We start from the raw sequence: 25,691 nt of genomic DNA, 5'->3' as shown, positions 1-25,691 counted from the left end.
CCGGTGCGGGCGACGACCTGGAGCCACTGGTGCAGGGCACCGGCCGGGGCACCGTACAGCCGGACGGGTGACGCCCGTGGCGGTTGGCGGCCACTTCGCGCGCCACACCGCATCCAATTAACCAGTTTGTATGTTTATTTCCTCTATGGTGCGAGGCGTCGGGAGTTTCAGGCTGAGGGTGCGCACAACGCGTCACGGCAGGGCGCGGGTTGGGATGGTGGCCATGGGTGGAATCAGCCGCCGTAGCGTGGCACGCCTCGGCCTCGGCGCCGGCATCGGTGTGGCCGCCCTGTCGTTCGCCTCGTGCGAGGGCCGGGGCGGACCGGACGGCTTCCCCGGGAGCCCGGACGAACCGCGGTCGTACCGCCTGATCGGTGACGGCTCGACGGCGTACACCGGTCGCCAGCCGCATCAGCCGGCGTCACCCATGGCTCTCGAACCCGGTCAAACGCCGCCGCAGTTCGTGGTGTTCTCCTGGGACGGCGCCGGCGAGCTGGGCACCGGCCTGTTCCCGCGCTTCCTGGAACTCGCCCGCACCCACGGCGCGCACATGACCTTCTTCCTGTCCGGCCTCTACCTCCTGCCGGAGGACAAGAAGCGGCTCTACGACCCGCCGAACAACCCGCTCGGCGCCTCGGACATCGGCTACCTCACCGACGGACACCTCAAGGAGACGCTGAAGTACGTCCGACAGGCCTGGCTGGACGGCCACGAGATCGGCACACACTTCAACGGACACTTCTGCGAGGGCCCCGGGTCGGTGGCCAACTGGACCCGCGCGCAGTGGCATTCGGAGATCGAACAGGCGAGGTCCTTCGTCAAGTCCTGGCGCACACACACCGGCTGGCACGACGAGCCGTCGCTCCCCTTCGACTACGACAAGGAACTCGTGGGCGGTCGCACCCCGTGTCTGCTCGGGCAGTCGAACCTGCTGCCGGTCGCACGGGAACTCGGCTGGCGCTACGACGCCTCCTCACCGGGCGGGCTGCAGCGCTGGCCGAGGAAGCGGCACGGCGTCTGGGACCTGCCGCTGCAGAGCATCCCCTTCCCCGGGCACACCTTCGAGGTGCTGTCGATGGACTACAACATGCTGGCGAACCAGTCCAAGAACTCGACGCGGGCACCTTCCTACAACTACCCCTACTGGCGGGCCCAGGCGACACAGGCGTACCTGGCCGGATTCCAGCGGGCGTACGAGACCAACCGGGCGCCGCTGTTCATCGGCAACCACTTCGAGCACTGGAACGGCGGCATCTACATGGACGCGGCCGAAGAGGCGCTGAGGCAGATCGCCGACCGGGAGGACGTGCGTCTGGTCTCCTTCCGGCAGTTCGTCGACTGGCTCGACGCCCAGGACCCCGAGATCCTCGCGAAGCTGCGCAGCCTCCAGGTCGGCGAGAAGCCGGAGGGCGGCTGGACACAGTTCCTGCGCCCGGCGAACCGCGAACGAAACGGGGTGGACACCGAGGCGGACGCCGGGGTGGACGCCGGGGCGCAGACTGCCGGGGAGCGGGCGGAGGAGCGCTGAACAGCCGTCCCCCGCACGTCGATCCAGCACTCCGTCTTCAAGGCCACTTTCCGCCGATTGGACTTTGCCCGGGCGGCGTTGGCCTTCCTAGTGTGAGGGTCATGGCACCACAGGAACCCGCCGGTGGCACGCCTGCCGGAGATGTCGTCGTCGGAGTGAGCGACTCGCTCGCCGGGCTGGCCGCGTTGCGCCGCGGCATCCTGGAGGCCCGCAGAACCCGCCGCACGCTGGTGGCCGTGCGAGCCTGGGAACCGCCGGAGGGCGATGCCCTGTACCGGCGGTGGCCGGAGCCGTCGTGGAGCCGGCTGTGGGCCGACGAGGCGCGGCAGCGGCTGGACCGGGCCTTCGAACTGGCAGCCGGCGGAGCCCCGGCCGACCTGCGGATCGTACGGCGGGTCGTCAGGGGCCCCGCGGGGCCGGTGCTGTGCTCGATCGCGGCGTCCCCGGACGACCTGCTGGTCATCGGCGTGGCCAGGCCCCGGGGCCCGGCGGCCCGGCTGCACCGCAGGCCGGTGCACCGGCACGTCCCGGCCCGCGCCCGGTGCGAGGTCCTGGTCGTGGCCGGCCCCCGGCTGCTGCCACGCGAGGCACGGATCCTGCGACGTGGAGAACGGATGCGGCGGCGGGGCCGGGCGAGGGGCCTGGTGTCCTGAGCCGGGCGGGTGCTCGGGCCGTGGACCCGGCCGTGACAGGGGGTGGGATCAACCGGCGCGGCGGCGGGCGACGACCTCGATCTCGATCTTCATGCGGGGGTCGGAGAGGCCGCATTCCAGCATGGTGGCGGCCGGACGGACGGAGCCGAAGCAGCGTCGCAGCACCGGCCAGCAGGGCTCGAAGTCCGCGCGGTCCGGAAGCAGATAGCGCACCCGCACCACGTCGGCGAAGGTGCACTTCGCCTCGGTGAGCGCGGCCTCGATGTTGCGCAGGCACTGCTCGGCCTGCTCCACGACGTCGTCCGCGATGGTCATGGTGGTGTAGTCGAACCCGGTGGTCCCGGACACATGCACCCAGTCGCCGTCGACCACGGCACGGGCGTAACCGATCTGCTCCTCGAACGTCGAGCCGCTGAGGATCGCACGTCGCTCTGTCATGCGCGCAACAGTAGATGACCAGTGCCGGTACGTCTAATACGGACTTCTGGTGATACGGACTTCCGGATGAGCTGATGCCGCCGCCCGTCCGGGCATCGCCCAGCCCCCGTTGAGCGGGCAGATCCGCCGGCCGGAGGAGAAGGTCGGGCTGCGGAGCGGGAGCCCGGCGGCCCGCTGTCCGAGCGGACCCGCCAGGCCGTGCGCCCCGGCGTCCCATCCCCCTCGCCGAGGCGGCGCCCCCATAGGCTGGTCACGCCGGCGCGGCTCAACTCGGCCGTGGACCAAGGCAGACGACCGTCCACACGGCCGCAACCCCCGCCCCGGGGGCGAGTGACATCGCACCCCACCCCTCCAAGGAGCCACATGACCGACACCATCCGACATCGGCCGGTCTTCGCCCACGCCCAGGACGGCACCGCACTCGCCTCTCAGCGGCAGGGCGACGGGCCGCCCCTCGTGCTGCTCGCCGGGCAGGCCAACAACCACCACTGGTGGGATGCGGTACGGGGGGACTTCCACGCCACGCGCAGCACGATCACGCTGGACTACCGGGGCACCGGAGCCAGTGACAAGCCCCACGACGGCTACTCCACCCGGCAGTTTGCCGACGACGTGATCGCCGTCCTCGACGAACTGGGCATAGAACGGGCCGACGTCTACGGCACGTCCATGGGCGGCCGGGTCGCACAGTGGGTGGCCGCCGGCCATCCCGAGCGGGTGCGCCGGCTCGTCCTCGGGTGCACCTCGCCCGGCGGCAGGCACGCCGTGGAACGGGACACCTCGGTACGGCGCGCACTGGCCCAGCCCGACCCGAAGGCCGTGCGACACACCCTGCTCGACCTGATGTACTCCCCCGCCTGGCTCGCCGACCACCCCGGCCCGTACGGCGTCCTCGGCGACCCCGGCATGCCCGCGCACGCCCGACGCGGTCATCTGCGGGCCAGCCACGAGCACGACGCCTGGGACGCGCTCCCCACCATCGGGGCCCCGACGCTGATCCTCCACGGCGGCCAGGACCGCCTCACACCCGTGGCCAACCTCCCCCTGCTCGCCGCCCGCATCCCCGACGCACACACCCATGTGTTCCCCGGGGCCCGGCACGCCTACTTCGAGGAATGCCGTCCAGCGGCGAGCGCGCTCGTCACCGACTTCCTCGAGGGTGAGGTGCGGCCGAAGGCGTAGACCGAGGCGCGACGTGAGCGCGCAGGACTGCAGCTGCAGTGCCGTGCCGAAATTCCCTCGCTGCCCGCTGTCCGATGTGCCAGGCTTGCGGAAGCAGCCCTCTGTGACCAAGGAGACGACCGATGCGCCGACCGTGCATGTCCCACACGAAAGGAATGGCCATCAATCCGAAGGACATGACACTCTGTGCGTACTACGTCTCGCACGCTGAACCTGGGGATCCTGGCGCATGTCGACGCCGGTAAGACGAGCCTGACCGAGCGGCTGCTGTACGCGGCCGGGGTCATCGAGGAGATCGGCAGCGTCGACGCGGGCAGCACCCGGACCGACAGCCTGGAGCTGGAACGCCGACGTGGCATCACCATCAAGACTGCGGTCGCCAACTTCGTGCTCGGCAGCGGCGGTTCGGCCGTCTCGGTGAATCTGGTCGACACCCCGGGACACCCCGATTTCATCGCCGAGGTCGAGCGCGTCCTCGGCGTCCTGGACGGCGCGGTCCTCGTCGTCTCCGCCGTGGAGGGCGTGCAGCCGCAGACCCGAGTGCTGATGCGGACGCTGAAGCGGCTCGGCATCCCCACCCTGCTGTTCATCAACAAGGCCGACCGGCGCGGCGCCGACGACGACCGAGTGCTGCGCGAGATCGAGCGCAGGCTCGCTGTGCCGGTGATCCCCATGGGGCGGATCGCCGACGGTCTCGGCACAGCCGACGCGCGGGCCGTGGCCTTCGCACCGGAGGACAGCGCGTTCACGCGGAACCTCCTGGACGCCCTCACCCTCCACGACGGCACCCTGCTCGACGCGTACGTCACCGACGCGCGCACCGTCACGTACGAGCGGCTGCGTACCGCGCTCGCCGCACAGGCCCGCGCCGGGCGGATCCATCCCGTCTACGTCGGCTCGGCGATCAGCGGCACGGGCATCGCCGAACTCATCGAAGGCGTACGGGAATTCCTCCCCGCGGAGTGTGGGGATGCCGGAGGACCGCTGTCGGGGCGGGTGTTCAAGGTGGAGCGCGACAAGAGCGGCGAGAAGATCGCGTACGTCCGGCTGTTCTCCGGCGAACTCAGGGTCCGCGACCGCGTCCCGGTCGCGGGGCGCGAGGGCAAGGTCACGGACGTGGCCGTCTTCGACCGGGGTGCGGTGGAGCGCCGGATGTCGGTCGGAGCCGGTCAGATCGCGATGCTGCGCGGTCTCGCCGACGTCCGGATCGGGGACGGGATCGGCCGGGAGCCGGACGACCGGCCGTACCGGCATGTCTTCGCGCCGCCCTCGCTGGAGACCGTCGTGGTGCCCGCCGAGCCGGCCGACAGGGGCGCCCTGCACCTGGCCCTGACCCAACTCGCCGAGCAGGACCCGCTGATCGGGCTGCGCCAGGATCCGGAGGGACAGGACCTGTCCGTCTCCCTGTACGGCGAGGTGCAGAAGGAGGTCCTCGCCGCCACGCTGGCCGAGGAGTACGGGCTCAGGGTCGCGTTCCGGGAGACCACCCCGATCTGTGTGGAGCGCGTCACCGGGACCGGAGCGGCGTACGAGATCCTCGACCACGACGGGAACCCGTTCCTGGCCACCGTGGGGCTGCGGGTGGAGCCGGGGCCGGCCGGCGGCGGGGTCGTCTTCCGCCGCGAGGTCGAGCTCGGCTCGCTGCCGCTGGGATACATGCGCGCCGTCGAGGAGACGGTCCACGCCACGCTGCGGCAGGGCCTGTACGGCTGGCAGGTGCCCGATTGCGTGGTGACGATGACCCACTCGGGCTTCTGCAGCATCCGCAGCACGGCCGGCGAGTTCCGCGGCCTGACCCCGCTGGTCCTGATGGCCGCGCTGCGCCGGGCCGGGACTGTCGTGCACGAGCCGATGCACCGCTTCCGCCTGGAGTTCCCGCCGGACGCCTGCGCGGTCGTGTCACCGGCCCTGGCCCGCCGCCGCGCCGTCGCGGACCCGCCCGTGGTGCTCGGGGACGCGTACGTCGTCGAGGGTCATGTGCCCGCCGACCAGGTACTCGGCCTGGAAGCCGAGCTGCCCGAACTCACCGGCGGCGAGGGCGTCCTGGAGACGGCGTTCGACCACCACCGCCCGGCCACGGCTCCGCGAACCCGCACGCGCACCGACCACAACCCACTGCATCGCGAGGCATATCTGCTGCACGCGCACCGCAGGGTGTGAGCCGCCGGGGCCTGCCGCGCAGTCACCACGCCGGGCCGGTGTGCGGCAGGGGCCGCCGGGCGTCCGCCTCGGCGCCCGGCGCTTCGGGACCGGTGTCGTCCCCCAAGGTGCTGAGAGGGGCGGGGCGGTCGGATTCGAACCGACGTCCTCCGAGATGCTGTCGCGGCGCACTACCTCTGTGCTACGACCGGACCGTCCGGGTCGCCGAAGATCAGCATGAGGTGATCGAACAACCAGGCGTGTTCGATCTGCGGGATCGCGTCGGCCTCGCGCCAGACCCGCAGAACGTCCTGGTAGTCGACCTGAGAGGGGGCGGTCATGATTCCGAAGCGAGGCCGGGATGTGTGCGGCATGAGCCGGTAGTCCTTTCGGCATGCGGGGTTTCGTGGTCGGGAACACGGCCCCTGGCGGGCACGGCGCTCACCGGCGTCGCAGTGCCGGGTCGAGCAGCGCGGGCGGAGTGTCGTGCTTCTCCTCGGGGGCGAGGTCGACGCCCGGGGCCACGATCGCGTCTATGGCGTCGAGTACGTCGGCGGTCAACACGATGTCTGCGGCGGCCAGTTGGGACTGAAGGTGGTCAGGCGTCCGGGGTCCGATGAGCGCACTGGTCACCGCGGGGTGCGCGGTCACGAAACCGAGCGCGAGCTGGATGAGCGTGAGCCCGGCCTCGTCGGCGATCCCGGCGAGCCGCTCGACGGCCTCGAGCCTGTTCCTGTTGGCGGGCACGCGGAGGTCGAAGCGCTGCGGCATGAACGCCGAGCGGTTGGTGGTGATGTCCCGGCCCGCGCGGATCGCGCCGGACAGCCAGCCCGAGGCCAGCGGGCTCCACACCAGCACACCGAGCCCGTACTCCTCGGTCACGGGCAGCACATGGCTCTCGATCCCCCGCTGGAGGACGGAGTAGCTGGGCTGTTCGGTGACGTAGCGGCTCAGCCGGTGCTCGCGGGCCGCCCACTGCGCCTGGACGATGCGGTGGGCGGGGAAGGTCGAGGAGCCGAAGTAGCGTATCTTTCCCGCGCGTTGCAGGTCGGTCAGTGCCGACAGGGTCTCCTCGTCGCTGGTGTTCGGATCCCAGCGGTGGATCTGGTAGAGGTCGACGTGGTCGACGCCGAGGCGGCGCAGGCTGTTGTCCAGCGCGGTCACCAGCCAACGGCGCGAGGTGCCCCTGTGGTTGCGCTCGTCACCCATGGGCATGGCGGCCTTCGTCGCCAGGACGATGTCGTCACGGCGACCCGCGACGGCCTTGCCCACCATCTCCTCCGACTCACCGTCACCGTACATGTCGGCGGTGTCGATGAGGTTGATCCCGCTCGCGAGGGCGGCGTCGACGATGGCGGTGGCCTCGCCCTGGGTGGTGCATCCGATCCGGCCGAAGTTCATCGCGCCGAGCGCGAGGGAGCTGACCTGCACGCCGGTGCGGCCCAAAGTGCGGTACTGCATGACCTGTCTCCTCACTGCGAGGGGGAAGCGTCGGGGAAACCGATGACGAGAAGGGGTGGGTCGCGAGAACCGATGCCGGAAGGGGAGCGTCACGGTGCCGGCCATGCCCCGGCCCTGGCCGACCCTCCATGGCGGTGCGCCCGAAGCTCTGACACCATGAGCAAGCGGAACGTCGTTCCGGTAACGACAATACGGAACACTGTTCCGTTTAGCAAGTACGGCTGTGGAAGGAGCGACGCGGTGAGCGACAGCGGCGAGGGGACGAAGCGCGCGGCCCGGTCCAGGCGGAGTGACGCCCGGCGCAACGAGGAGACACTGCTCGAGGCTGCCACGGCGGCCTTCGTCGACTCGGGTGTGGAAGCGCCGGTACGCGACATCGCGACCCGGGCCGGGGTCGGAGTGGGCACGATCTACCGTCACTTCCCGACGCGTGCGGATCTCGTCATCGCCGTGTACCGGCACCAGGTGGAGGGCCTGGCCGAGGCCGGTCCCGCGCTGCTAAAGACAACCACCACCGCCCACGCCGCACTCGGGCGGTGGATCGACCTCTTCGTCGATTTCCTGGTGACCAAGCACGGCCTCGCTGCCGTGCTGAAGCCTGACAGCACGGGCTTCGACGCGCTGCACACCTACTTCCTCGACCGGCTGGTCCCCGTCTGCAGCGAGCTGCTCCAAGCCGCGGCCGCCACCGGCGAGATCCGGTCCGACCTGGAGGCCTATGAGCTCATGCGAGGGGTCGGCAACCTCTGCATCGGCGCGGAGAGCGATCCCCGCTACGACGCACGCCGACTGGTGGCGCTCCTGGTCCAAGGCCTGCACGCCGAACACACCCACCAGGAATCCGGCAGGTGAGCACGACGGGCCACGGCGTGGCCCGTGGCCGGCCGTCCTCTCTCCCTGCGGCCCGCGTGCGCGGCATCCGTATGCTCCCGGCATGAAACTCTTCCGGTCGCGTGGCGCAGACAATGCGGGGAAGCCCGCGACATCGCCGTTGGCCCAGGCCATGAGCCTGTTCAAGGACGGGCGCTACGCCGAGGCGGAGGCCGAGGCCCGCGCCGTGGCCGAGGCCCGGTCGGTGCTGCGCCTCGACACCTACGCGCCACTGGCACTGAGCGTCGCCGCGCTCGCGATGAGCGCCCAGGGCCGCCATGCCGAAGCCCTTGCGCTGTACGACGAACTGCTGCCGGTGTTCGGCAGGACCTTCGGCGCCGAGCATCTGCACACGCTCAAACTCCGCTCGGACCGCGCCCAGACGCTGGTTCCACTCGCCCGGTACGCCGAATGCGAGGCGGAGTGCGCGGCCGTCGCCCGGATCGCCGGCCGGGGCACGGGAGCGCAGATGCCTCTCATAGCGGGGGCCGCCCGGAACGGACTGATCTTCGCCCTCAACAAGCAGGGCCGCTACGAGGAGGCCGAGGCACTCGCCCGCGAGACCCTCGGCGCCCACCCCGCACCGAGCCGGCTGGCCCTGGTCCTGCACCTCGGCCTGGTCCGCAGCCTCAACGGTCAGGGTCGCCACGAGGAGGCTCTTGCCGAGGCCGGACACGCCGACGCGCTGCGCCGGAAAGCGCCCGAGGGCTCCCGCACGGAGACCGGAGCCGTCGAACTGGCCGTCGCCACCGCTCTGTTGGGGCTGGGGCGCACTGCCGAGGCCCGCACCCGGGCCGTGGCCGCCCACGACGCCTGTCGGGCCGAGTTCGGCCCGGACCATCACCGCACCGTCGAGGCCCGGGTGCTGCTCGACCGCATCGACGGGACGTGAAGCGAACAGCCCCTACGGATACCCCGAGAGGCAAGATCAGGGAGGTCCCCCGATGTGCGGGAGCCGACGTGGCGTCAGGCTTGATCCATGACGAATCATCTCCCGCCCAGCGCTCGCCGCGTGCGCCGTAGCCGCCCTGGGGACACTGACCACGGCTCTGCTCGTCGGCGCGACCACCCGCACCGTCCCGTCCCCCACCGACCCCACCCCATGGGCCATGCGCTCCCTTCCCCTTCCTGCCCCAGGCAGCACGAGGCCGCGAACGGACGGTCGCTGTCGGAGGACCTGGCCCGTGCGCCGGATCCCGGCGGAGGTGGGCACGGCGACACGGACACCGGCGCGACACGGACACAGGCCTCGGCCGGGAGTCCTTCCGTGCCCCCCACCCCGGAGACGCCGGGAAGGCAGCGGGAGCGTCACGCGGCTAACAGGAGGGCGCGACATAGCGCGCCAGCTGGTCCTTGACCCACGGGTCGAACACGGCCAGGCGGTGCCGGGCGGCGGGATCGAACGTCGCCAGTTGTCCCGCGACCCATGGGTCGATGCACCGAAGACCATGGTGACGGTGCTGGGCGTGGCCGGCGGGCGCTGCCGTGGCGCCGACGGCCGGGTGCCCGGTGGCACGGGGGGCGGCCGCCGCGGGGCCGCCGCCGGCGAGGAGCGCACCCGCGGCCATCGCGGTGGCAGCGCCGACCGCGCCCGCGTTCCTCGTCAGCCTCTTCATGTTCTTCATGGCCTTCTCCTTCCGATCGGGCCGGTGCCGGGGGACCTATGACCGTCCCTCGCCGGGTACGGGCGTCTACCCCTCAGCTCACTCCTCATTCGTCCCCCGGGCCCGGGCCCGGAACGCGGCGGGGGTCTCCCCGGTGCGCCGCCGGAAGAACCTCGTGAACACGGTGGCGCCGGGAAAGCCGAGGCGGTCGCCGACGGCCGCGGCCGGCAGGTCGGTGTGCCACAGCAGCCGCCGTGCCTCCAGCAGGACCCTGTCGTCGATGAAGGCCTTTGCTCCGGTGCCGGTCGCCGAGCGGGTGGCCCGGGTCAGGGTCCGGACGCTGTAGCCGAGCGCGTGGGCGTAGTCCTCGACCCGGTGGGTCCGGGAGAAGTCACGCTCGACGGCGCGCTGGAAGCGACGGAACGCCTCGCTGCCGGCCCCGGCCGTCTCGCGTACGCCCTGTGCGTGGGACAGCCGGAGCACGAGGACCGACAGCAGGTGCCGTACTACGTCGATCTGGATCTCCAGCGGCAGGTCGGCGAGCCTTCGGTACTCGCTGCGGAGCACCTGGAGTACGGCGTCCAGGGCCGCCCCGTCCGTGTCCGTGGGGGTCAGGGCCGACCGCCAGACGGGCTGGTCGACCCGTGCGGCCTCCACGGTCGCGGGGGTGAGGAACCCGGAGGTGAACAGCACGACGACACCGTCGGCCGCGGCGAGGTCGGAGTCGTACTGGTGGACCTGGCCGGGCCGTACCCACAGCCAGTCACCCGCGGTCATCTCACACGTGCCGAAGTCAAGGAAGCAGCGCAGCCGACCGCCGCGCACCGCGATCAGTTCATGGAAGGTGGGCCGCTTGGCAGCGTAGGGATCAAGGCCGTGGCCGTGGGCACGGCCGGGCAGGGCGGAGAGATCGAGGACCTCCGCGCCGGGCGGGGCGCCGGCTGCGGCACGGTAGGGGACGGGAGTGATCTCGGTCCGGCGGATGGCGCGCGACTGTCCGTTTTTGTCCATGAGCTGTCTTCAGGATACGCCGTCGCCCTCGTAAGGCGCCCTTAGCGTCGAAAAGGCGGTGACCGAAATGGTTGCACCACCGCGCAGGGCCGGACGAATGGAAGGAGCCGAGTCGCGTGCGATTGGTCGTGGGCATGACGGGAGCGACGGGGGCCGTGTTCGGCGTCCGGCTGCTGGAGGCTCTGGCGACGCTCCCGGAGGTGGAGACGCACCTGGTGCTCAGTCGCTGGGCGCGGACCACCATCGAGCTGGAGACCGGCCTCACGGTCCCCGAGGTCACCGCGCTGGCCGATGTCACGTATGCGCCGGAGGACCAGGGGGCGGCCATCTCGTCGGGTTCGTTCCGGACGGACGGCATGATCGTCGTGCCGTGCTCGATGAAGACCCTCGCCGGTATCCGCGCCGGGTATGCCGACGGTCTGGTGGGACGGGCCGCGGACGTGGTGCTGAAGGAGCGGCGCCGGCTGGTCCTCGTCCCCCGTGAGACACCGCTGAGCGAGATCCATCTGGAGAACATGCTCGAACTCGCCCGCAAAGGCGTGCAGTTGGTGCCGCCGATGCCGGCGTTCTACAACCATCCGCAGTCGGTGGACGACATCGTCGACCATGTCGTCACACGCGTCCTCGACCAGTTCGACCTGCCCGCGCCCTCGCCCCGACGGTGGGAGGGCATGCGGGCGGCCCGCGCCCTGCGACCGGCCGGCTGAGGCCACGGTGCCCTCCCGCGCGCCCGGCTCCGGGCAGCACCGGCCCGCTCACCGTCCCTCCCCCCGCGTTCCCGGGTTCCCCCGCGAAAGGACTTCCCCATGCCCTACGACGACCTTCGTGGCTTTCTCGACGCCCTCGACAAGGAGGGTCAGCTTCTCCGGGTCGCGGAACAGGTGCTGCCGGAGCCGGACATCGCCGCCGCGGCGAATGCCGCTCCGCGCCTCGGAGACGCGGCCCCGGCACTGTTCTTCGACAACGTCAAGGGGTTCACTAACGCGCGCATCGCGATGAACGTCCACGGCTCATGGGCCAACCACGCGCTCGCTCTCGGCCTGCCGAAGGAGACCGGCGCCAAGGAGCAGGTCGCCGAGTTCGCCCGGCGCTGGGAGGCGTTCCCGGTCGAGCCCGAGTGGCGCGAGAACCCGCCCTGGGCCCAGAACACCCTCGAGGGCGAAGACGCCGACATTTTCCGGGTCCTGCCGCTCATCCGGCTCAACGACGGCGACGGGGGCTTCTACATCGACAAGGCCGCCGTCGTCTCGAAGGACCCCGACGACCCCGAGCACAGCGGCAAGCAGAACCTCGGCATCTACCGCCTCGAGGTCAAGGGCCGGCGCAGGCTCGCGATCCAGCCCGTGCCGATGCACGACATCGCCCTGCATCTCAAGACCGCCGAGGAGCGGGGCGAGGACCTGCCCGTGGCCATCACCCTCGGCAACGACCCGGTGATCACCATCGCCGCGTCCACCCCCATGAAGTACGAGGAGAACGAGTACGGGCTGGCCGGCGCCCTGCGTGGAGCACCCGCCCCGATCGCCCGGGCACCCCTGACCGGGCTGCCGGTGCCATGGGGCAGCGAGGTGGTGATCGAGGGCGTCATCGAAGGGCGCAGGCGGGAGATCGAGGGGCCGTTCGGCGAGTTCACGGGGCACTACTCGGGTGGGCGCAGCATGCCGGTGATCCGCGTGGACCGGATCTCGTACCGGACCGACCCGGTCTTCGAGCACCTCTATCTCGGGATGCCGTGGACCGAGTGCGACTACCTCATCGCGGCGAACACGTCCGTGCCGTTGTTCCAGCAGCTGAAGGCGGACTTCCCGGAGGTGCAGGCGGTCAACGCCTCCTACACGCACGGACTGGTCGTCATCGTCTCGACGAAGAAGCGGTACGGCGGCTTCGCCAAGGCGGTCGGACTGCGGGTGCTGACGACACCGCACGGGCTCGGCTACGCGACCACGGTCATCATGGTGGACGAGGACGTCGACCCGTTCAGCCTGCCACAGGTGATGTGGGCGCTGTCGACCAAGATGAACCCGGCCGAAGACCTGATCACCGTCCCCCGTCTGCCGGTCGTCGAACTTGCACCGCAGGCGCAGACGCCCGGCATCGTGGACAAGCTCGTCATCGACGCCACGACGCCCGTCGCCCCCGACCGTCGCGGCACCTACGGCAACCCGGTCCGGGACCTGCCCGAGACGGCCGCATGGCTCACGCGACTGCAGGCTCTCGCCGCCCGCCACTGACCGCCCGCACTCCTCTCCCCACACCCCGGCAAGGAGACCCGTCATGGCCGAACCCACCCACCCCGGCTGCCCGCGCTGCGCGCACGGGGAGACCGAGCACATCCACGCCTCCCCCGTCCCCGGGGTCTGGGACGTGCTGCAGTGCCCGCGCTGCCTGTACATGTGGCGCACCAGCGAACCGGCGCGGCGTACCCGGCGCGAGAACTATCCCGAGGGCTTCCGGCTGACCGTGGCGGACCTCGCGAACACCGACGAGGTGCCGGCCGTGCCCCCGCTGCGCCAGGCGCCCTGACCCGGCGCCACGCATGCGCGCACCGGAGGGAGTTGTCCGCCTCCGGTGCGCCCGATGCGGCCGCGCACACTGTGCCGACCGCGGCGGCAGGCTTATGGTGGGCCATCACTTGCGTCCGCTCTGAGGGGAACTGATGGAGCCCGGGACCAGGATCGCGCGCTACGCCGCCGTCTGCGCGGCAGCCCTTCTGCTCTGCACCGGCCTCACCACCACTGCCTCCGCCGGGACACTCACGGCCTCCGCCGGGACACTGACGACGGCCGGCGACAGCCTCCTGCCGTCCGTCGGCGCCACCACGGAGTCCGGCCACGGCGCCATGGACGGCCCGGGCACACTCGCCGACCAGCTCGACGCCTACTGGACGCCGGCGCGCATGGAGGCAGCGCTGCCCGCCGACGCCCGCAAAGGAACCGGAACGGCTGCCCCGGCGGGCGGCGTGTCCCCTGCCGTGGACGGCCCCCGGCCGGGCGAGTACATCCCGCCCAGCAGGAGCTTCGACGGCATCCCCCAGGCCGGCACCTTCTTCTGGACGGACGTCAGTGGTACCGGCCGCACGTGCAGCGGCTCCGTCGTGCGCAGTCCCGGCCATGACCTGGTGCTGAGCGCCGGCCACTGTCTGAAGGGCTACGCGGGCACCTCACCCAAGAGGCACCTGGCCTTCGTCCCGCAGTACCACGACAGCCTCAAGCCGTTCGGGATCTTCCCCGTGCGGACCAACGGCGTCTATGTCGCCCAGCAGTACTACGACCTTGGTGAACACGCGGGCGCCGCCTATGACTTCGCCTTCGCGGTCACGGAGCCCAACCAGGAGGGAACACGCCTTCAGGACGCGGTCGGTGGCGTGCGGCTGCTCACCGGGACCGGCTACTACCACGCCCCGGTGCGGATGATCGGCTACCCGGCGGGGGCGGAGAAGCCGCTGGAGTGCTGGAGCTGGACCACCAGGTGGGACAGCGACGACCCGGCCGACCCGGGCACGTTCCCGCGCATCGCCTGCGACGCCTTCGTGGGCGGGACCAGCGGTGGCCCCATGCTCGTGCCCTGGCCCGGCGGCTGGGCGGTTTTCGGGGTGATCGGCGGCTATCACACCGGCGGCAACACCCCGCAGGTCTCGTACAGCGCCTACTTCGGCGCCGCCACGCAGGCCCTCTACCGCGCAGCGGTCACCGGCGCCCCACCGGCCGGACCGCGCCTCACCTCCGGTTGAGCGCTGAGCGCCTGTGCCCCGGGCAGGCTCGTCCGCGTCGGAAACCGGTGCCTGCACGTCGAGCGCCATGACCGCGTCAGCGTGGCACGATAGTGATGCATATCACCCTATCGAGGGGGTGCTCCATGGCCGTTTCAGAGGCGACGCCCGGCCCGAAGACCCACAAACCCGGGCTTCGGCGGGAGATCGGCTTCATCGGACTCATCTGGGCCTCGGAGGGGTCGATCATCGGATCCGGGTGGCTGTTCGGCGCACAGGGCGCCCTGGCGGCGGCGGGTCCGGCGGCGATCATCTCCTGGGTCATCGGCGGCATCGCGATCCTGATCCTGGCGCTGGTGCACGCGGAGCTGGGCGGCATGTACCCGGTCTCGGGCGGCACCGCGCGCTTCCCGCACTACGCCTTCGGCGGCGCCGCAGGCGCGTCGTTCGGCTGGTTCTCCTGGCTGCAGGCGGCCACGGTGGCACCCATCGAGGTGCTGGCGATGATCACCTACGGCCAGCACTACTCCTGGGCCAGCGGCTGGGAGAAGGTCAAGGGCGGCGAGCACGTCCTGACCCCGCCCGGCATCGCCGTCGCGGTGGGGCTGATGGCGGTCATCACCGCCATCAACTTCCTCAGCATCCGGCTCCTGGCCCGCACCAACAGCGCCGCGACCTGGTGGAAGGTCGGCATCCCCCTGCTGACGATCTTCGTGTTCGCCATCGCCCAGTTCCACACCGCCAACTTCACCGCGGCGGACGGTTTCAACCCGTACGGGGCCAAGGGCATCCTGTCGGCCGTCTCCACCAGTGGCATCATCTTCGCGCTGCTGGGTTTCGAGCAGGCCGACCAGCTCGCCGGCGAGAGCGCCAACCCCAAGCGGGACATCCCGCGGGCGGTGATCGGGTCGATCCTGCTCGGCATCCTGATCTACATCCTGCTGCAGGTCACCTTCCTCGCCGCGCTGCCCGCCTCGCAGATCGGCAGCCACTGGGCCAACTCCGCGTTCACCGCGCTGAGTGGGCCGTTCGCGCAGGTCGCCACGCTCATCAGCCTGGGCTGGCTGGCGACCGTCCTGTATCTCGACGCCGTGATCTCCCCCGCCGGCACCGGACTGATCTACATCACCGGCTCCTCCCGGGTGTCGTACGGCCTCAGCCGTAACGGTTACGTGCCCTCCGCCTTCGAGAACACCAACCGGCGCGGCGTTCCCTGGGTCGGCCTGATCACCGCCTTCGTGGTCGGCTGCATCTGCTTCCTGCCCTTCCCCAGCTGGCGTTCGCTGGTCGGCCTGATCACCAGTGCGAGCGTGCTGATGTACGCCGGTGCGCCGCTCTCCTTCGGGGTGTTCCGCAACCGGCTGCCCGAGGCCCACCGTCCCTACCGGCTGCCCGGCGGCGGCGTGCTGTCGCCGCTCGCCTTCATCGTCGCCAACCTGCTGATCCTGTGGTCGGGGTGGACCACCGACTGGAAGCTCGGCGTCGCCATCCTGATCGGCTACGTCATCCTGATCGCGAACCGGGTGTTCAAGATGAACCCCATCACCCCGCAGCTCGACCTGCGTGCCGCGCAGTGGCTGCCGGCCTATCTGGTGGGCATGGGGCTCATCGTCTACCTCAGCGACTTCGGGCCCCTGAAGCACCCCTGGTTCCCGCTGTGGTGGGACATCGCGGTCACGGCCGTGTTCAGCCTCGCCATCTACTACTGGGCCATGGCGGTGGCCCTGCCCAGCGAACAGATCCAGCGGCTCATCGACCAGGTCGTCGTACCGGAGGAAGAGGACATCCTCTGACGGCGCCTTCCGACGCACCGTCAGATGCCATCGGCGGCCCGGAAGCCGTCCCTGTCACCCCAGGGGGAACTTCTGGGCCGACGAGCCGTTGCAGTCCCAGATCTGCAGCCGCGTGCCATTGGCCGTCGCCCCACTGGGAGAGTCCAGACACCGCCCCGACTGCGGATTCAGCAGCGAACCATCACCCTGCTGCACCCACCTCTGCCCACCCACACCGTCGCAGTCCCACAACTCCACCTTCGTCCCGGCCGCCGTCCCATTGCCGTCGATGTCCAGACACCGGCCCAGCGTGCGCAGGCTGCCGTCGGCATAGTGCGTCCAGTGCTGGTCCTCCGCGTACGACTGGCAGTCCCACAGCTGCACGGCCGCGCCGTCGGTGCCGGTGTCGTCGGCGGCGACGTCGACGCACTTGCCGCCGGGGCCGGTGATGGTGCCCTGGGGGCCGTTGGGGACGTTCGTCTCGCCGGAGTAGCCGACGGAGACGATGTTGGCCTGGACGGCGTTCTCGGCCGCGTCGGCCGGGTAGCCGGAGACCATCACGCCCTCGAAGAACGTGCCCATGTTCCAGTTGCTGTTGTCGCCGCCCGTGCCGAGGATGATGCCGCCCTCCTGGTGCATGGGCTGATATCCGCCGCGCGTGGGCAGGGCGCCGTCCCACCAGGTGGAGAGCCCGCCGGACTGTGCGTCACCGCCCTTGAGCGCGTACCGCGTCCGCCCGTCGTTCTTCAGTACGGCGGTGACGAAGGTGCTCGCGTTGCCCCGGTTGGCGGTGTTGGAGCCGTTGTCGCCCTGGAACATGCCGTTCTCCAGGTCGGCCTCGACCCAGGGCCCGGAGCCGGTGCACGGCGCGAAGTAGCAGGTGGTCGCGAGGCTGACCGCGTCCATGTGGCCGTTGCCGGTGTCGGCCGGTGTGCTCTCGGCGTTTCCGTAGTCGAAGCAGCAGGCGGAGCCCACATGGGTGCCGCTGGCCACCATGTAGGCGCCCTCCGGTTGCCCGTTCACGGCGACACCCGGGGCGGCACCCGTGTACCGGTAACCGACTCCCGGTGAGATCCACACGCCGTACACCTTGTGGCCGCCCGCGGTGACGGCGATCTCGGACGCGTCCGCGCCCCGGTCCGCGCCCATGCCGGAGGTACCCGCCGGGCCCGGGGTGAGGTCGTTGTGCCGGGCTGTCTGGTCGTAGATCTTCGTGATGGCGCATGTGGTGTCCGCACAGAACCTGTCCTGCTGTCCCGCGTCGGCGTAACCGCCCGGCGACAGCAGCCCGATGTCGGCGCCGGCCCCGTCCAAGGCGCGGGTCACCCGGTACAGCGGGCCGTCGTAGGAGGAGAAGAGCGCGCGCACCGTGCTGTGCGCGGCGACGCAGGGGGTGCCGGCGGCGCCGTAGATGTCACAGGGCAGTGAACCAGCGGCCTGCGTCGGTGCGGGCATACCGAGCAACGCGCCCAGGACCAGGCCGATGACGGCCAGGAGCGACGCGAGCGATCTGGGGCTTCCGCGCATGCTGGGCTCCTCGATGGGGGGTGATGGGGGTGGGGAGCGGTCGAGTTGGAGCTCCGGAGCGGCCGCTGCGGAACGTACGCACAGTGGTGGTTGCCGTCAAGATTTGTGGCTTTGGCCTTATGAAAAGTTTTGGACTTGCGCCAAGTCGGCGCCTTCCCCCGTGATGTGATGTCCCGTCAGGCAAGCGGCTGGTTCTGCACCGCGCGTCCTTGACAGCAGGGGCTGAAGGGGCAACCTTCGGGACAACGTTGTCGAAGGGACATGGTCACGATGGTGCCTTTCCGCCTTCTGTCCGTGCTGGCCACTGGCGCCCTGGTCCTGGGTGCCCTCTCCGCCCCCGCCCACGCCGATCCCGTCTCCCTCGTGCCGGTCGCCGATCCGGCCGCTGTCGTGAATCCGTTCATCGGGACCTCGCACGCCGCCGACGACTTCCCGGGCGCCGACACCCCGTTCGGGATGGTCCAGTGGAGCCCCGACACCAGCCCGCACCGGCCGGACGGCGGCGGCTACGAGTACGCCGACTCGGCCATCACCGGATTCGGCCTCACCCATATCGCGGGACCGGGCTGCCGGGCCGCCGGCGACATCCCGGTGCTGCCGACCGTCGGCGCGGTCGACACTCGGGCCACGGTCGGCTTCTCGCACGCCAACGAGTCCGCGAGCCCCGGTGCGTACACGGTGTCCCTGGACAACGGCGTGAAGACGGAACTGACCGCCACCACCCGCAGCGGCATGGCCCGTTTCACCTTCCCGTCCACCGGTCGGGCGAACCTGCTGTTCAAGCTCACGGACAGCGAGAACGGCGTCAGCGCCGCCGAGTTCGACGTGGTGAACGACAGAGAAGTCAGAGGCAAGGTCACCAGCGGCAACTTCTGCGGCGAGGGCAACTCCTACACCGTCTACTACGACATGGTCTTCGACCAGCCGTTCCGCCACAGCGGCACCGCGCTGGCCGCCGTCACGCCCACCACGCCCAGGAGCAACGCCTCCTCCAGCGCACCCGAGGCACCGAACAAGCCCACACTGCACGGCACCGTGCCCCGTACGCCCCGCGGCTTCGCTCCCCGGGCGAGCGGCTCCGACGGTTATGTCACGTTCGACACCACCTCCCACCGGGCCGTTCAGGCCAAGGTCGGTATCTCGTACGTGTCGGCCGCCGGCGCCGTGGGCAACCGGCAGGCGGAGAACAGTGGCTGGGACCTGGACAGGGTGCGCGGCGCGGCGCACAACGCCTGGAAGTCGCTCCTCGGCCGGGTGCGGATCGCCGGCGGGACGCCCGAGCGGCAGACCGTGTTCTACACCGCGCTCTATCACGCGCTGCTGCATCCGAACGTGATCAGTGACACCGACCGCCGCTATCCCGGCTTCGACGGCAGGGTTCACACCGTCGACACGGGCCACGGCGCCGCCTACGCCAACTACTCGGGCTGGGACGTCTACCGCTCGCAGGCCCAGCTCGAGGCCCTGGTCGCGCCGCGGACCGCCGCCGACACCGCCCAGTCGATGGTCGACGACTACCGCCAGACCGGCCTGTTCCCGAAGTGGTCGGAGAACAATGGCGAGACCTACGTCATGGTCGGCGATCCTGCGGACGAGATCATCGCCGACTACTACGCCTTCGGGGCCAGGAACTTCGACACCGCGACCGCGCTCAAGGGCATGATCGCGGAGGCCACCGTGCCCAACGACAACCGGCCCGGGCTCGCCTATCTGGAGCAGCTGGGCCGGCTGCCCAGCAACGGAAAGTACGGTTGCTGCAACTTCTACGGGGCGGCGTCCACCACGCTCGAGTACGACTCGGCCGACTTCGCCGTCTCGGCCTTCGCCGGTGCCCTCGGACACACCGCGGACCAGCACCGGTTCGCCGACCGGGCGCAGGACTGGCAGAACCTGTTCGACTTCGGCAGCGGTTTCGTCCGGCCGCGCGACGCCTCGGGCACCTGGACGGCCGGCTTCTCGCCCACCTCGGGGAAGAACTTCGTCGAGGGCGACTCCTGGCAGTACACGCCGATGGTGCCGTTCAACGTGCACGGACTGGCGACCGCCATGGGCGGTGACGCGGCCCTGGCCAAGTACCTGGACACCGACCTGTCCTCGCTGACCGGCGCCGGCGGATACACCAACCTGGGCAACGAGCCCAGCCTCAACATCCCCTGGGAGTACGACTACATCGGCCGCCCCTATCAGACGCAGAAGGTCGTCCGGCAGGTCCAGGACCAGATCTGGACCGACGAACCGTCCGGTCTGGCGGGCAACGACGACCTGGGCGAGATGAGCTCGTGGTACGTGTGGTCCGCCCTCGGCATGTATCCGGAGACCCCCGGCACCGCCGATCTTGCCCTCGGCAGCCCGCTCTTCGGCCAGGCGGTGATCACCCTGCCGTCCGGCCACACCCTCACGATCAACGGCACGGGGGCCGCGGACGACGCGCCGTACGTCCAGTCCGCCACCTGGAACGGCACGGCATGGAACGCGGCACACGCGCCGGACGGTGCCCTCACCCGCGGCGGCACCCTGACCTACGTGCTCGGCACCTCCCCCAACACCTCCTGGGCGTCGGACGCCTCCGCCGCCCCGCGCTCCTACCCGGGCGCGCCCGGCTACACCGATGTCGGCACGTCCGGCGACGCCGCCGCGGCCTCGGCCAATTTCGACGGCGCGGGCTACAGCTACTCCGCGCACGCCCTGGCCGCCGCGGGAGTCACCCCCGGCTCGAAGGTCACGGTCAACGGGGTCACGTTCACCTGGCCCCAGGTGGCGGCGGGCGCCGCGGACAACTACGAGGCGAACGGGCAGACGGTACGGACGTCCGGCTCCGGCAGCATCTCCTTCCTGGGCGCCGCCAACAACGGCCCGGTGTCCGGCACCGCGACCGTCACCTACACGGACGGCACGGCCCAGTCGGTCGCCCTCGGTCTCTCCGACTGGACGCTGAGCGCCGGCGCGGCCTCACCGCTCGCCGACAACACCGTCGCGGTGACCATGCCCTACCGCAACCACGCGGGCACCGCGTCCGACAGCACGCCCACCTATGTGTTCGCCACGACGCCGGTGGCCCTGAGTCCGGGCAAGACGGTCAGCAGCGTGCGCCTGCCGTCCGATGTCGCCGCCGGGGGCCTGCACGTCTTCGCGATCGGCTTCGGCGGCTCCTCCTCGGCACGGGGACGGAGCTGACCGCGGGAACATGCCGTTGAGTGGAGCAATCACGGGGGTACGGGGGCGCGGCACACCAGGCTGGACGGGTGCAGCACGGACGGACCGGCCGGGAGCCGGAGCAGGACGGAACCACACAGCCCCGGGTACCGGCCCCTCCGGCGTGGCTGCGCTGGCTGCCCGTCCTGTACGTGGCGGCCGTGCTGCTGGTGGAGCCGCTCACGCCCGTCGACTGGCCGGTGAGCTTCGCGCTGATCGCCGTGCCCGTACTGGCCGCCTTCGGCCACGGGCCCGTGGTCGTCGGCGCCGCCACGGTGTTCGCCGTCGGCCTCGAAGCGGTGCTGGCCGGTACTCCCTGCTGTGCCGGCCGGTCCGCCGGCTATCTGTGGGACCGTCACTACATCGCGTCCTACATCTGTACGGCCCTGGTGGGCGGCCTCGGCGCGATCCTGGCCGCCCACCGGATCCGGCGTGAACGCACGCTCGCCGACGTGCGGTTCGTGGCCGAGACCGCGCAGCGCGTGCTGCTCCGCCCCCTGCCGCACCGGATCGGCAACCTCCGTCTGCAGAGCCTGTACCTCTCCGCCGCCGCCGAGGCACGTATCGGCGGCGACCTCTACGAGGCGGTCCCCACCCGGTTCGGAGTCCGCCTGCTCATCGGGGACGTCCGCGGCAAGGGACTGGTGGCGGTCGAGACCGCGGCCGCCTTGCTCGGGGCGTTCCGCGAGGTGGCGTACGACGAACCCGATCTGCTCGCGCTGGCCGACCGGGTGGACACGAGTATGCGCCGCAGGGCGACGCAGCTCGGCGGGACGGAGACGAGCGAACGGTTCGTCACCGCGGTCTTCGCCGAGATCCCTGCCGACGACCACATCGTCCGCATCGTCAACTGCGGCCATCCGCCACCCGTCCGGCTCCGGGCCGGCGAGGTGCGCGAACTGGACGGCGGGCGCCCGGCGCCGCCCCTGAACCTCGGCATGCTGGTCGAGGACCCGTATCACCTCGACACCCACTCGTTCCGGCCCGGCGATCTGCTGTTGCTGTACACGGACGGTGTCACGGAGACGCGGGACGCGACGGGCGCCTTCTACCCGCTGCTAGACCGCCTGCGCTGCTGGGGTCCCCTCCCGCCGGCGGAGCTGCTCGCACGCCTCCACGACGACCTGCTGGCCTACAGCCACAAGGGTCTTCAGGACGACACCGCGGCGCTCGCGGTCTGTCAGCTGCCCGTGGAACCCCCGGAGGACCCGCCGGCCGGGTGAGCGCGGCGCGGGTCAGAACGCGGTGTGGGCGAACCAGTTGTCGAGGACCGCGGCCGGTCCCGAGACCTCGAAGGCGGAGTCCTGGTACGACCGCCGCCCGTAGAGGAGGAGCAGCAGGTCCGCAGCCTGCCCGCGCACCGCCGCCGTGACCGGCTCGGCCTCCCCGGCCCCGGGGTCCACCGGACGGAAGCCGTCCCCCTCCAGCCGCATCCGCCACTCCTCACCCGGGCCGCCCTCACCGCCCGTGCTGCGGAAGGCGAGGGTCTCGCCGTCACCGCGCAGCTTCGTGACACCGGGGGCGAACAGGCCCGCGTGGGGGAGGTTGACGAGGAACTCGTCCACGCCGTCCGCCGCGAGCACGGGGTCGATGTCCGAGGGCAGGCCGACGGCGTGCTCCGCGTCGACCCGGTGCACCAGCGTCTCGAACAGCATCCGGCGGGCCCAGAACCGGGCGTGCCGGTCCTCGCCCCACACCCACATCGGTGCCTCGGGGTCCGTGTCCCGCAGGACGGCCGCGACGTCCGGCACCCCCGCCGCCACCCAGTCGGGATAGTCCCGTACGTCCTGAGGCAGCCCGAGCTCGACGTCCCGGCTGCGCGGAGGCTCCTGCACCCGCCGGGTCAGCAGGGTGGCGAACCAGCGCTGCAGCGCTCCGACGTGCTGGGTGAGGTCGGTCAGGGTCCAGCCGGGGCATGAGAGCACGGGGACCGTCGGGTCGGCGCCCTTGACCACCTCGGAAAAGCGCAGGGTCTCGCGGGCGACGGCCTCGCGGTAGGTGGCGTACGGCAGCGGGTGCCCCGCCCGGTGTGTCACTGTCATCGGCTGGCGCCGTCCTGTTCTGTGCTCGGCCCGGATGGTCGTCGGGGTCAGTCTGGATGCTGGAGTCCACTCGAAGGCAAATCCCGGTGGCGGGGGATCTCCTGATCGGCCCAGATGATCTTGCCGTCGCCGGTGTACCGGGCGCCCCAGCGCTGGGCGAGCTGGGCCACCAGGAAGAGCCCGCGGCCGCCCTCGTCCGTGCTCCTGGCATGCCTGAGCCGGGGGGCCGTACTGCTGGCGTCGGCGACCTCGCAGGTGAGGCGGGTGTCGCGGAGGAGCCGCAGCCGTATGGGAGTCGCGGCGTAGCGGATGGCGTTGGTGACGAGTTCGCTCACGACGAGTTCGGTCGTCATGGCCAGCTCTCCGAGGCCCCAGTCCTCGACCTGGCGGGTGGCCAGGGAGCGCAGGGTGCCGACGGCGGCCGGGTCGGCCGGTACGTCCCAGCAGGCGACCCGGTCGGCTCCCAGGGTGTGGGTGCGGGTGAGGAGCAGGGCGATGTCGTCGGGCTGGGGCACGGGCACGAGCTGCCGTACGGCGGACGCGCACAGCGTGTCCAGGTCGTCCCCGGTGTGGGCGAGGACCTCGCCGAGCCGGGCCATGCCCCGTTCGACGTCTTGGTCGCAGCCCTCGATGAGACCGTTGGTGTACAGCCCCAGGAGGCTGCCCTCGGCCAGTTCCACCTCGGTGGCCTCGAAGGCCATGCCGCCCAGCCCGAGCGGGGGCCCGGCGGGGATCTGCGGGAAGTAGGCGTGTCCGTCCGGTGCCACGACGACGGGCGGCGGGTGGCCGGCCCGCGCCATCGCACACCGCCTGCTGACCGGGTCGTAGACGGCGTAGAGGCAGGTGGCGCCGATGAAGGTGCTGCGGGCGGCCGTGCCGGCGGCCGCCTCCTCGTCGCTCAGCCGGAGCACGAGGTCGTCGAGATGGGCGAGCAGGTCGTCGGGGGGCATCTCCATGGCGGCGAGGGTCTGCACCGCGGTGCGCAGTCGGCCCATGCTCGCCGCCGCGCCGATGCCGTGGCCCACCACATCGCCGATGACGAGGCCGACCCGTGCGCCGGACAGCGCTATCACGTCGAACCAGTCGCCGCCGACGCCGCCGGAGGGGTCGGCCGGCAGATAGGAGGAGGCCACGTCCAGCGCGCTGCCGCCGGTCAGGACCGGGGGCAGCAGGCTGCGCTGGAGGGTGATCGCCGCCGTGTGCTCCCGGGTGTAGCGGCGGGCGTTGTCGACGCACACCGCCGCGCGTGCCACCAGTTCCCGGGCCAGCAGGACGTCGTCGGGCCCGAAGGAGACGGGGTTGAGCGACCGGGCGAACGTGGCGAGGCCGAGGGGGGTGTTCCGCGCCCGCATCGGCACGGCGATGAGCGAGTGCAGGCCGTACTCGCGGATGCGTTGTGTGCGCTCGGCGTCCCGGGCGACCCACAGTTCGTCGGACGGGTCCAGGACCGGGATGAGCAGCGGCTCACCGTCGAGGATGAGGTGCCCGTCGTGCGGCGGCGGGAGGAAGTCGACGCGCCCGCCGATCGCGACGACGGCCTCGGGGGCGCCCTCACGCACGGAACGCAGTGCCGCCCGGCGCATCACGGGCCTGACGGGCGCCGGGCCCGCGTCGGTCAGCCACGCCCCGTGGCCCTCGGTGCTGAGCACGGGTTCCAGCAGGTCGACGATGACGAAGTCGGCGAAGCGGGGGACGGCGAAGTCGGCCAGCTCCTGGGCGGTCCGCGTCACGTCGAGTGTGGTGCCGATGCTGGTGCCGGCTTCGTTGACCATCGTCAGCAGTTGCCGGGCGTTCCACCGCTCGGTGACGTCCTGGACCATGTAGCAGACGCCGGTGATGGAGTCGTCGGCGTCGACCAGGGGGAAGAACGAGGTCGAGTAGGCGTGCCGGCGGTGCGGGTCGGCCCAGCTCCAGCCGGTGTACTCGTAGTCGGTCACCGGCAGGCCCGTCGCGAGCACCTTGCGCATCAGACTCTCCAGGGCCTCCGCCTGCACTCCGGGCAGCAGCTCGTTCAGCCGCCGTCCGAGCCGCTCCTCCCGGGGGACCCCGCCGAACCGTTCCAGGGTGTCGTTCAGCCAGACGTAGCGAAGCTCGGTGTCCATGACGGCCATGCCGACCGGCGAGCGGGTCAGGAACCCGTCCAGGACCGACTGGCCCATGGTCCACCGCTGCCGTTGTTCCCGGGCCGAGACCAGGAAGCACTCGGTGTCGCCGACCCGGAACGAGGCCGAGACCCGCAGCTGTACATCGAGGCTGCGGCCGTCGCGGTGCCGTACGGCGATCTGCCCGCTCCAGCCGTTTCCGCACCGGCACCGCTCCACGACCCCGGCGAGCCGTACGGGATCCTCGGGCATGGCGAGCAGGCGCGCGGCGGAGGTGCCCACGACATCCCGTGCCGTGTGGCCGAGGAACGCCTCGGCGCTGCGGGTCCAGCCGACCACGACGCCGTGTTCCGATATCACCGCTGCCGCGTCGGTGGACGCGTCGAAGAGATCACCCGGTCCCCGTGGCGTGGCTGCGGCGAAGCCCTCAGGCGCAGATTCCATCAGTTCCACCCATACAC

General features: G+C 71.1%; 20 protein-coding genes, 1 tRNA gene and 1 pseudogene. 13 read left to right on the top strand and 9 right to left on the bottom strand.

Going from position 1 to position 25,691, the window contains the following annotated elements:
* The first annotated feature begins 223 nt into the window (after nt 1-223).
* Together FB563_RS38660 and FB563_RS38655 are read left to right on the top strand one after the other, a co-directional pair.
* Nucleotides 224-1,528, top strand: a complete 1,305-nt coding sequence (locus tag FB563_RS38660) for a polysaccharide deacetylase family protein (protein WP_055707536.1) — start codon at nt 224-226, stop codon at nt 1,526-1,528.
* Between the two features lie 101 nt (nt 1,529-1,629).
* Nucleotides 1,630-2,181, top strand: a complete 552-nt coding sequence (locus tag FB563_RS38655) for a universal stress protein (protein WP_079048894.1) — start codon at nt 1,630-1,632, stop codon at nt 2,179-2,181.
* Nucleotides 2,182-2,229: 48 nt separating this feature from the next.
* On the opposite strand, the gene FB563_RS38650 is transcribed toward FB563_RS38655, so the two are convergent.
* Nucleotides 2,230-2,619 (bottom strand): RidA family protein, encoded by a 390-nt coding sequence (locus tag FB563_RS38650; protein WP_055707526.1) that lies wholly within the window; start codon nt 2,617-2,619, stop codon nt 2,230-2,232.
* 363 nt (nt 2,620-2,982) lie between these two features.
* Between FB563_RS38650 and FB563_RS38645 the strand changes: the two genes are divergently transcribed.
* Together FB563_RS38645 and FB563_RS38640 are read left to right on the top strand one after the other, a co-directional pair.
* Nucleotides 2,983-3,801 carry an alpha/beta fold hydrolase gene (locus FB563_RS38645; RefSeq protein WP_055709912.1) on the top strand — a complete coding sequence of 273 codons (819 nt, stop codon included), beginning with the start codon at nt 2,983-2,985 and terminating at the stop codon, nt 3,799-3,801.
* A gap of 186 nt (nt 3,802-3,987) precedes the next feature.
* A complete protein-coding gene (locus FB563_RS38640) occupies nt 3,988-5,961 on the top strand; it encodes an elongation factor G (RefSeq protein WP_055709911.1) in 1,974 nt (657 codons plus the stop codon).
* Nucleotides 5,962-6,080: 119 nt separating this feature from the next.
* On the opposite strand, the gene FB563_RS38635 is transcribed toward FB563_RS38640, so the two are convergent.
* The 3 genes and pseudogenes from FB563_RS38635 to FB563_RS38625 form a co-directional block, all read right to left on the bottom strand.
* A tRNA-Leu gene (locus tag FB563_RS38635) sits at nt 6,081-6,156 on the bottom strand.
* A pseudogene (locus FB563_RS38630) lies at nt 6,150-6,314 on the bottom strand (LLM class flavin-dependent oxidoreductase); the annotation flags it as partial. The pseudogene FB563_RS38630 and the gene FB563_RS38635, both read right to left, overlap by 7 nt.
* Before the next feature lie 67 nt (nt 6,315-6,381).
* A complete protein-coding gene (locus FB563_RS38625; protein WP_055709910.1) occupies nt 6,382-7,401 on the bottom strand; it encodes an aldo/keto reductase in 1,020 nt (339 codons plus the stop codon).
* A 240-nt stretch (nt 7,402-7,641) separates the two neighbouring features.
* On the opposite strand from FB563_RS38625, the gene FB563_RS38620 reads away from it, so the two are divergent.
* Both FB563_RS38620 and FB563_RS38615 read left to right on the top strand, forming a co-directional pair.
* Complete coding sequence (locus tag FB563_RS38620) at nt 7,642-8,253, top strand: TetR/AcrR family transcriptional regulator (protein ID WP_055709909.1); 612 nt, start codon at nt 7,642-7,644, stop codon at nt 8,251-8,253.
* A 151-nt stretch (nt 8,254-8,404) separates the two neighbouring features.
* Nucleotides 8,405-9,163, top strand: a complete 759-nt coding sequence (locus FB563_RS38615; RefSeq protein WP_324615888.1) for a tetratricopeptide repeat protein — start codon at nt 8,405-8,407, stop codon at nt 9,161-9,163.
* Nucleotides 9,164-9,587: 424 nt separating this feature from the next.
* Here the strand turns inward: FB563_RS38615 and FB563_RS38610 are convergent, their stop codons facing one another.
* Nucleotides 9,588-9,896, bottom strand: coding sequence for a hypothetical protein (locus FB563_RS38610; protein ID WP_142219221.1), 309 nt, complete (start codon nt 9,894-9,896; stop codon nt 9,588-9,590).
* A gap of 78 nt (nt 9,897-9,974) precedes the next feature.
* Nucleotides 9,975-10,886: a helix-turn-helix domain-containing protein gene (locus FB563_RS38605; RefSeq protein WP_055709388.1), complete on the bottom strand. Its 912-nt coding sequence runs from the start codon at nt 10,884-10,886 to the stop codon at nt 9,975-9,977.
* Between the two features lie 116 nt (nt 10,887-11,002).
* On the opposite strand from FB563_RS38605, the gene FB563_RS38600 reads away from it, so the two are divergent.
* The 5 genes from FB563_RS38600 (at nt 11,003) to FB563_RS38580 (ending at nt 16,388) form a co-directional block, all read left to right on the top strand.
* On the top strand, nt 11,003-11,593 hold the full coding sequence (locus FB563_RS38600; protein WP_055709387.1) for a non-oxidative hydroxyarylic acid decarboxylases subunit B: 591 nt from the start codon (nt 11,003-11,005) through the stop codon (nt 11,591-11,593).
* 99 nt (nt 11,594-11,692) lie between these two features.
* Nucleotides 11,693-13,117, top strand: a complete 1,425-nt coding sequence (locus FB563_RS38595; RefSeq protein WP_055709386.1) for a non-oxidative hydroxyarylic acid decarboxylases subunit C — start codon at nt 11,693-11,695, stop codon at nt 13,115-13,117.
* A 43-nt stretch (nt 13,118-13,160) separates the two neighbouring features.
* Entirely contained in the window at nt 13,161-13,409 is a 249-nt protein-coding gene (locus tag FB563_RS38590) for a non-oxidative hydroxyarylic acid decarboxylases subunit D (RefSeq protein WP_055709385.1), read from the top strand.
* 133 nt (nt 13,410-13,542) lie between these two features.
* Nucleotides 13,543-14,616, top strand: a complete 1,074-nt coding sequence (locus FB563_RS38585) for a trypsin-like serine peptidase (protein WP_055709384.1) — start codon at nt 13,543-13,545, stop codon at nt 14,614-14,616.
* Between the two features lie 125 nt (nt 14,617-14,741).
* On the top strand, nt 14,742-16,388 hold the full coding sequence (locus FB563_RS38580) for an APC family permease (protein WP_055709383.1): 1,647 nt from the start codon (nt 14,742-14,744) through the stop codon (nt 16,386-16,388).
* 54 nt (nt 16,389-16,442) lie between these two features.
* On the opposite strand, the gene FB563_RS38575 is transcribed toward FB563_RS38580, so the two are convergent.
* Nucleotides 16,443-17,894 carry an arabinofuranosidase catalytic domain-containing protein gene (locus tag FB563_RS38575; RefSeq protein WP_055709382.1) on the bottom strand — a complete coding sequence of 484 codons (1,452 nt, stop codon included), beginning with the start codon at nt 17,892-17,894 and terminating at the stop codon, nt 16,443-16,445.
* Between the two features lie 270 nt (nt 17,895-18,164).
* Here FB563_RS38575 and FB563_RS38570 point away from each other — a divergent pair, with 270 nt between their 5' ends.
* The gene (locus tag FB563_RS38570) at nt 18,165-21,068 is read left to right on the top strand and encodes a lectin (protein ID WP_079049047.1); all 2,904 of its coding nucleotides are present in this window, start codon (nt 18,165-18,167) and stop codon (nt 21,066-21,068) included.
* Between the two features lie 68 nt (nt 21,069-21,136).
* Nucleotides 21,137-22,309, top strand: a complete 1,173-nt coding sequence (locus tag FB563_RS38565; protein ID WP_234357989.1) for a PP2C family protein-serine/threonine phosphatase — start codon at nt 21,137-21,139, stop codon at nt 22,307-22,309.
* 12 nt (nt 22,310-22,321) lie between these two features.
* Here the strand turns inward: FB563_RS38565 and FB563_RS38560 are convergent, their stop codons facing one another.
* Both FB563_RS38560 and FB563_RS38555 read right to left on the bottom strand, forming a co-directional pair.
* Nucleotides 22,322-23,128 (bottom strand): maleylpyruvate isomerase family mycothiol-dependent enzyme, encoded by an 807-nt coding sequence (locus FB563_RS38560; protein WP_055709380.1) that lies wholly within the window; start codon nt 23,126-23,128, stop codon nt 22,322-22,324.
* Between the two features lie 47 nt (nt 23,129-23,175).
* A complete protein-coding gene (locus tag FB563_RS38555) occupies nt 23,176-25,674 on the bottom strand; it encodes a SpoIIE family protein phosphatase (RefSeq protein ID WP_055709395.1) in 2,499 nt (832 codons plus the stop codon).
* Nucleotides 25,675-25,691: the final 17 nt, after the last annotated feature.

Source organism: Streptomyces puniciscabiei (assembly GCF_006715785.1).
GTDB classification, from domain to species: domain Bacteria; phylum Actinomycetota; class Actinomycetes; order Streptomycetales; family Streptomycetaceae; genus Streptomyces; species Streptomyces puniciscabiei.
The sequence above is the reverse complement of the archived record's forward strand: the minus strand, read 5'-3'. Positions and strand labels throughout refer to the sequence as shown.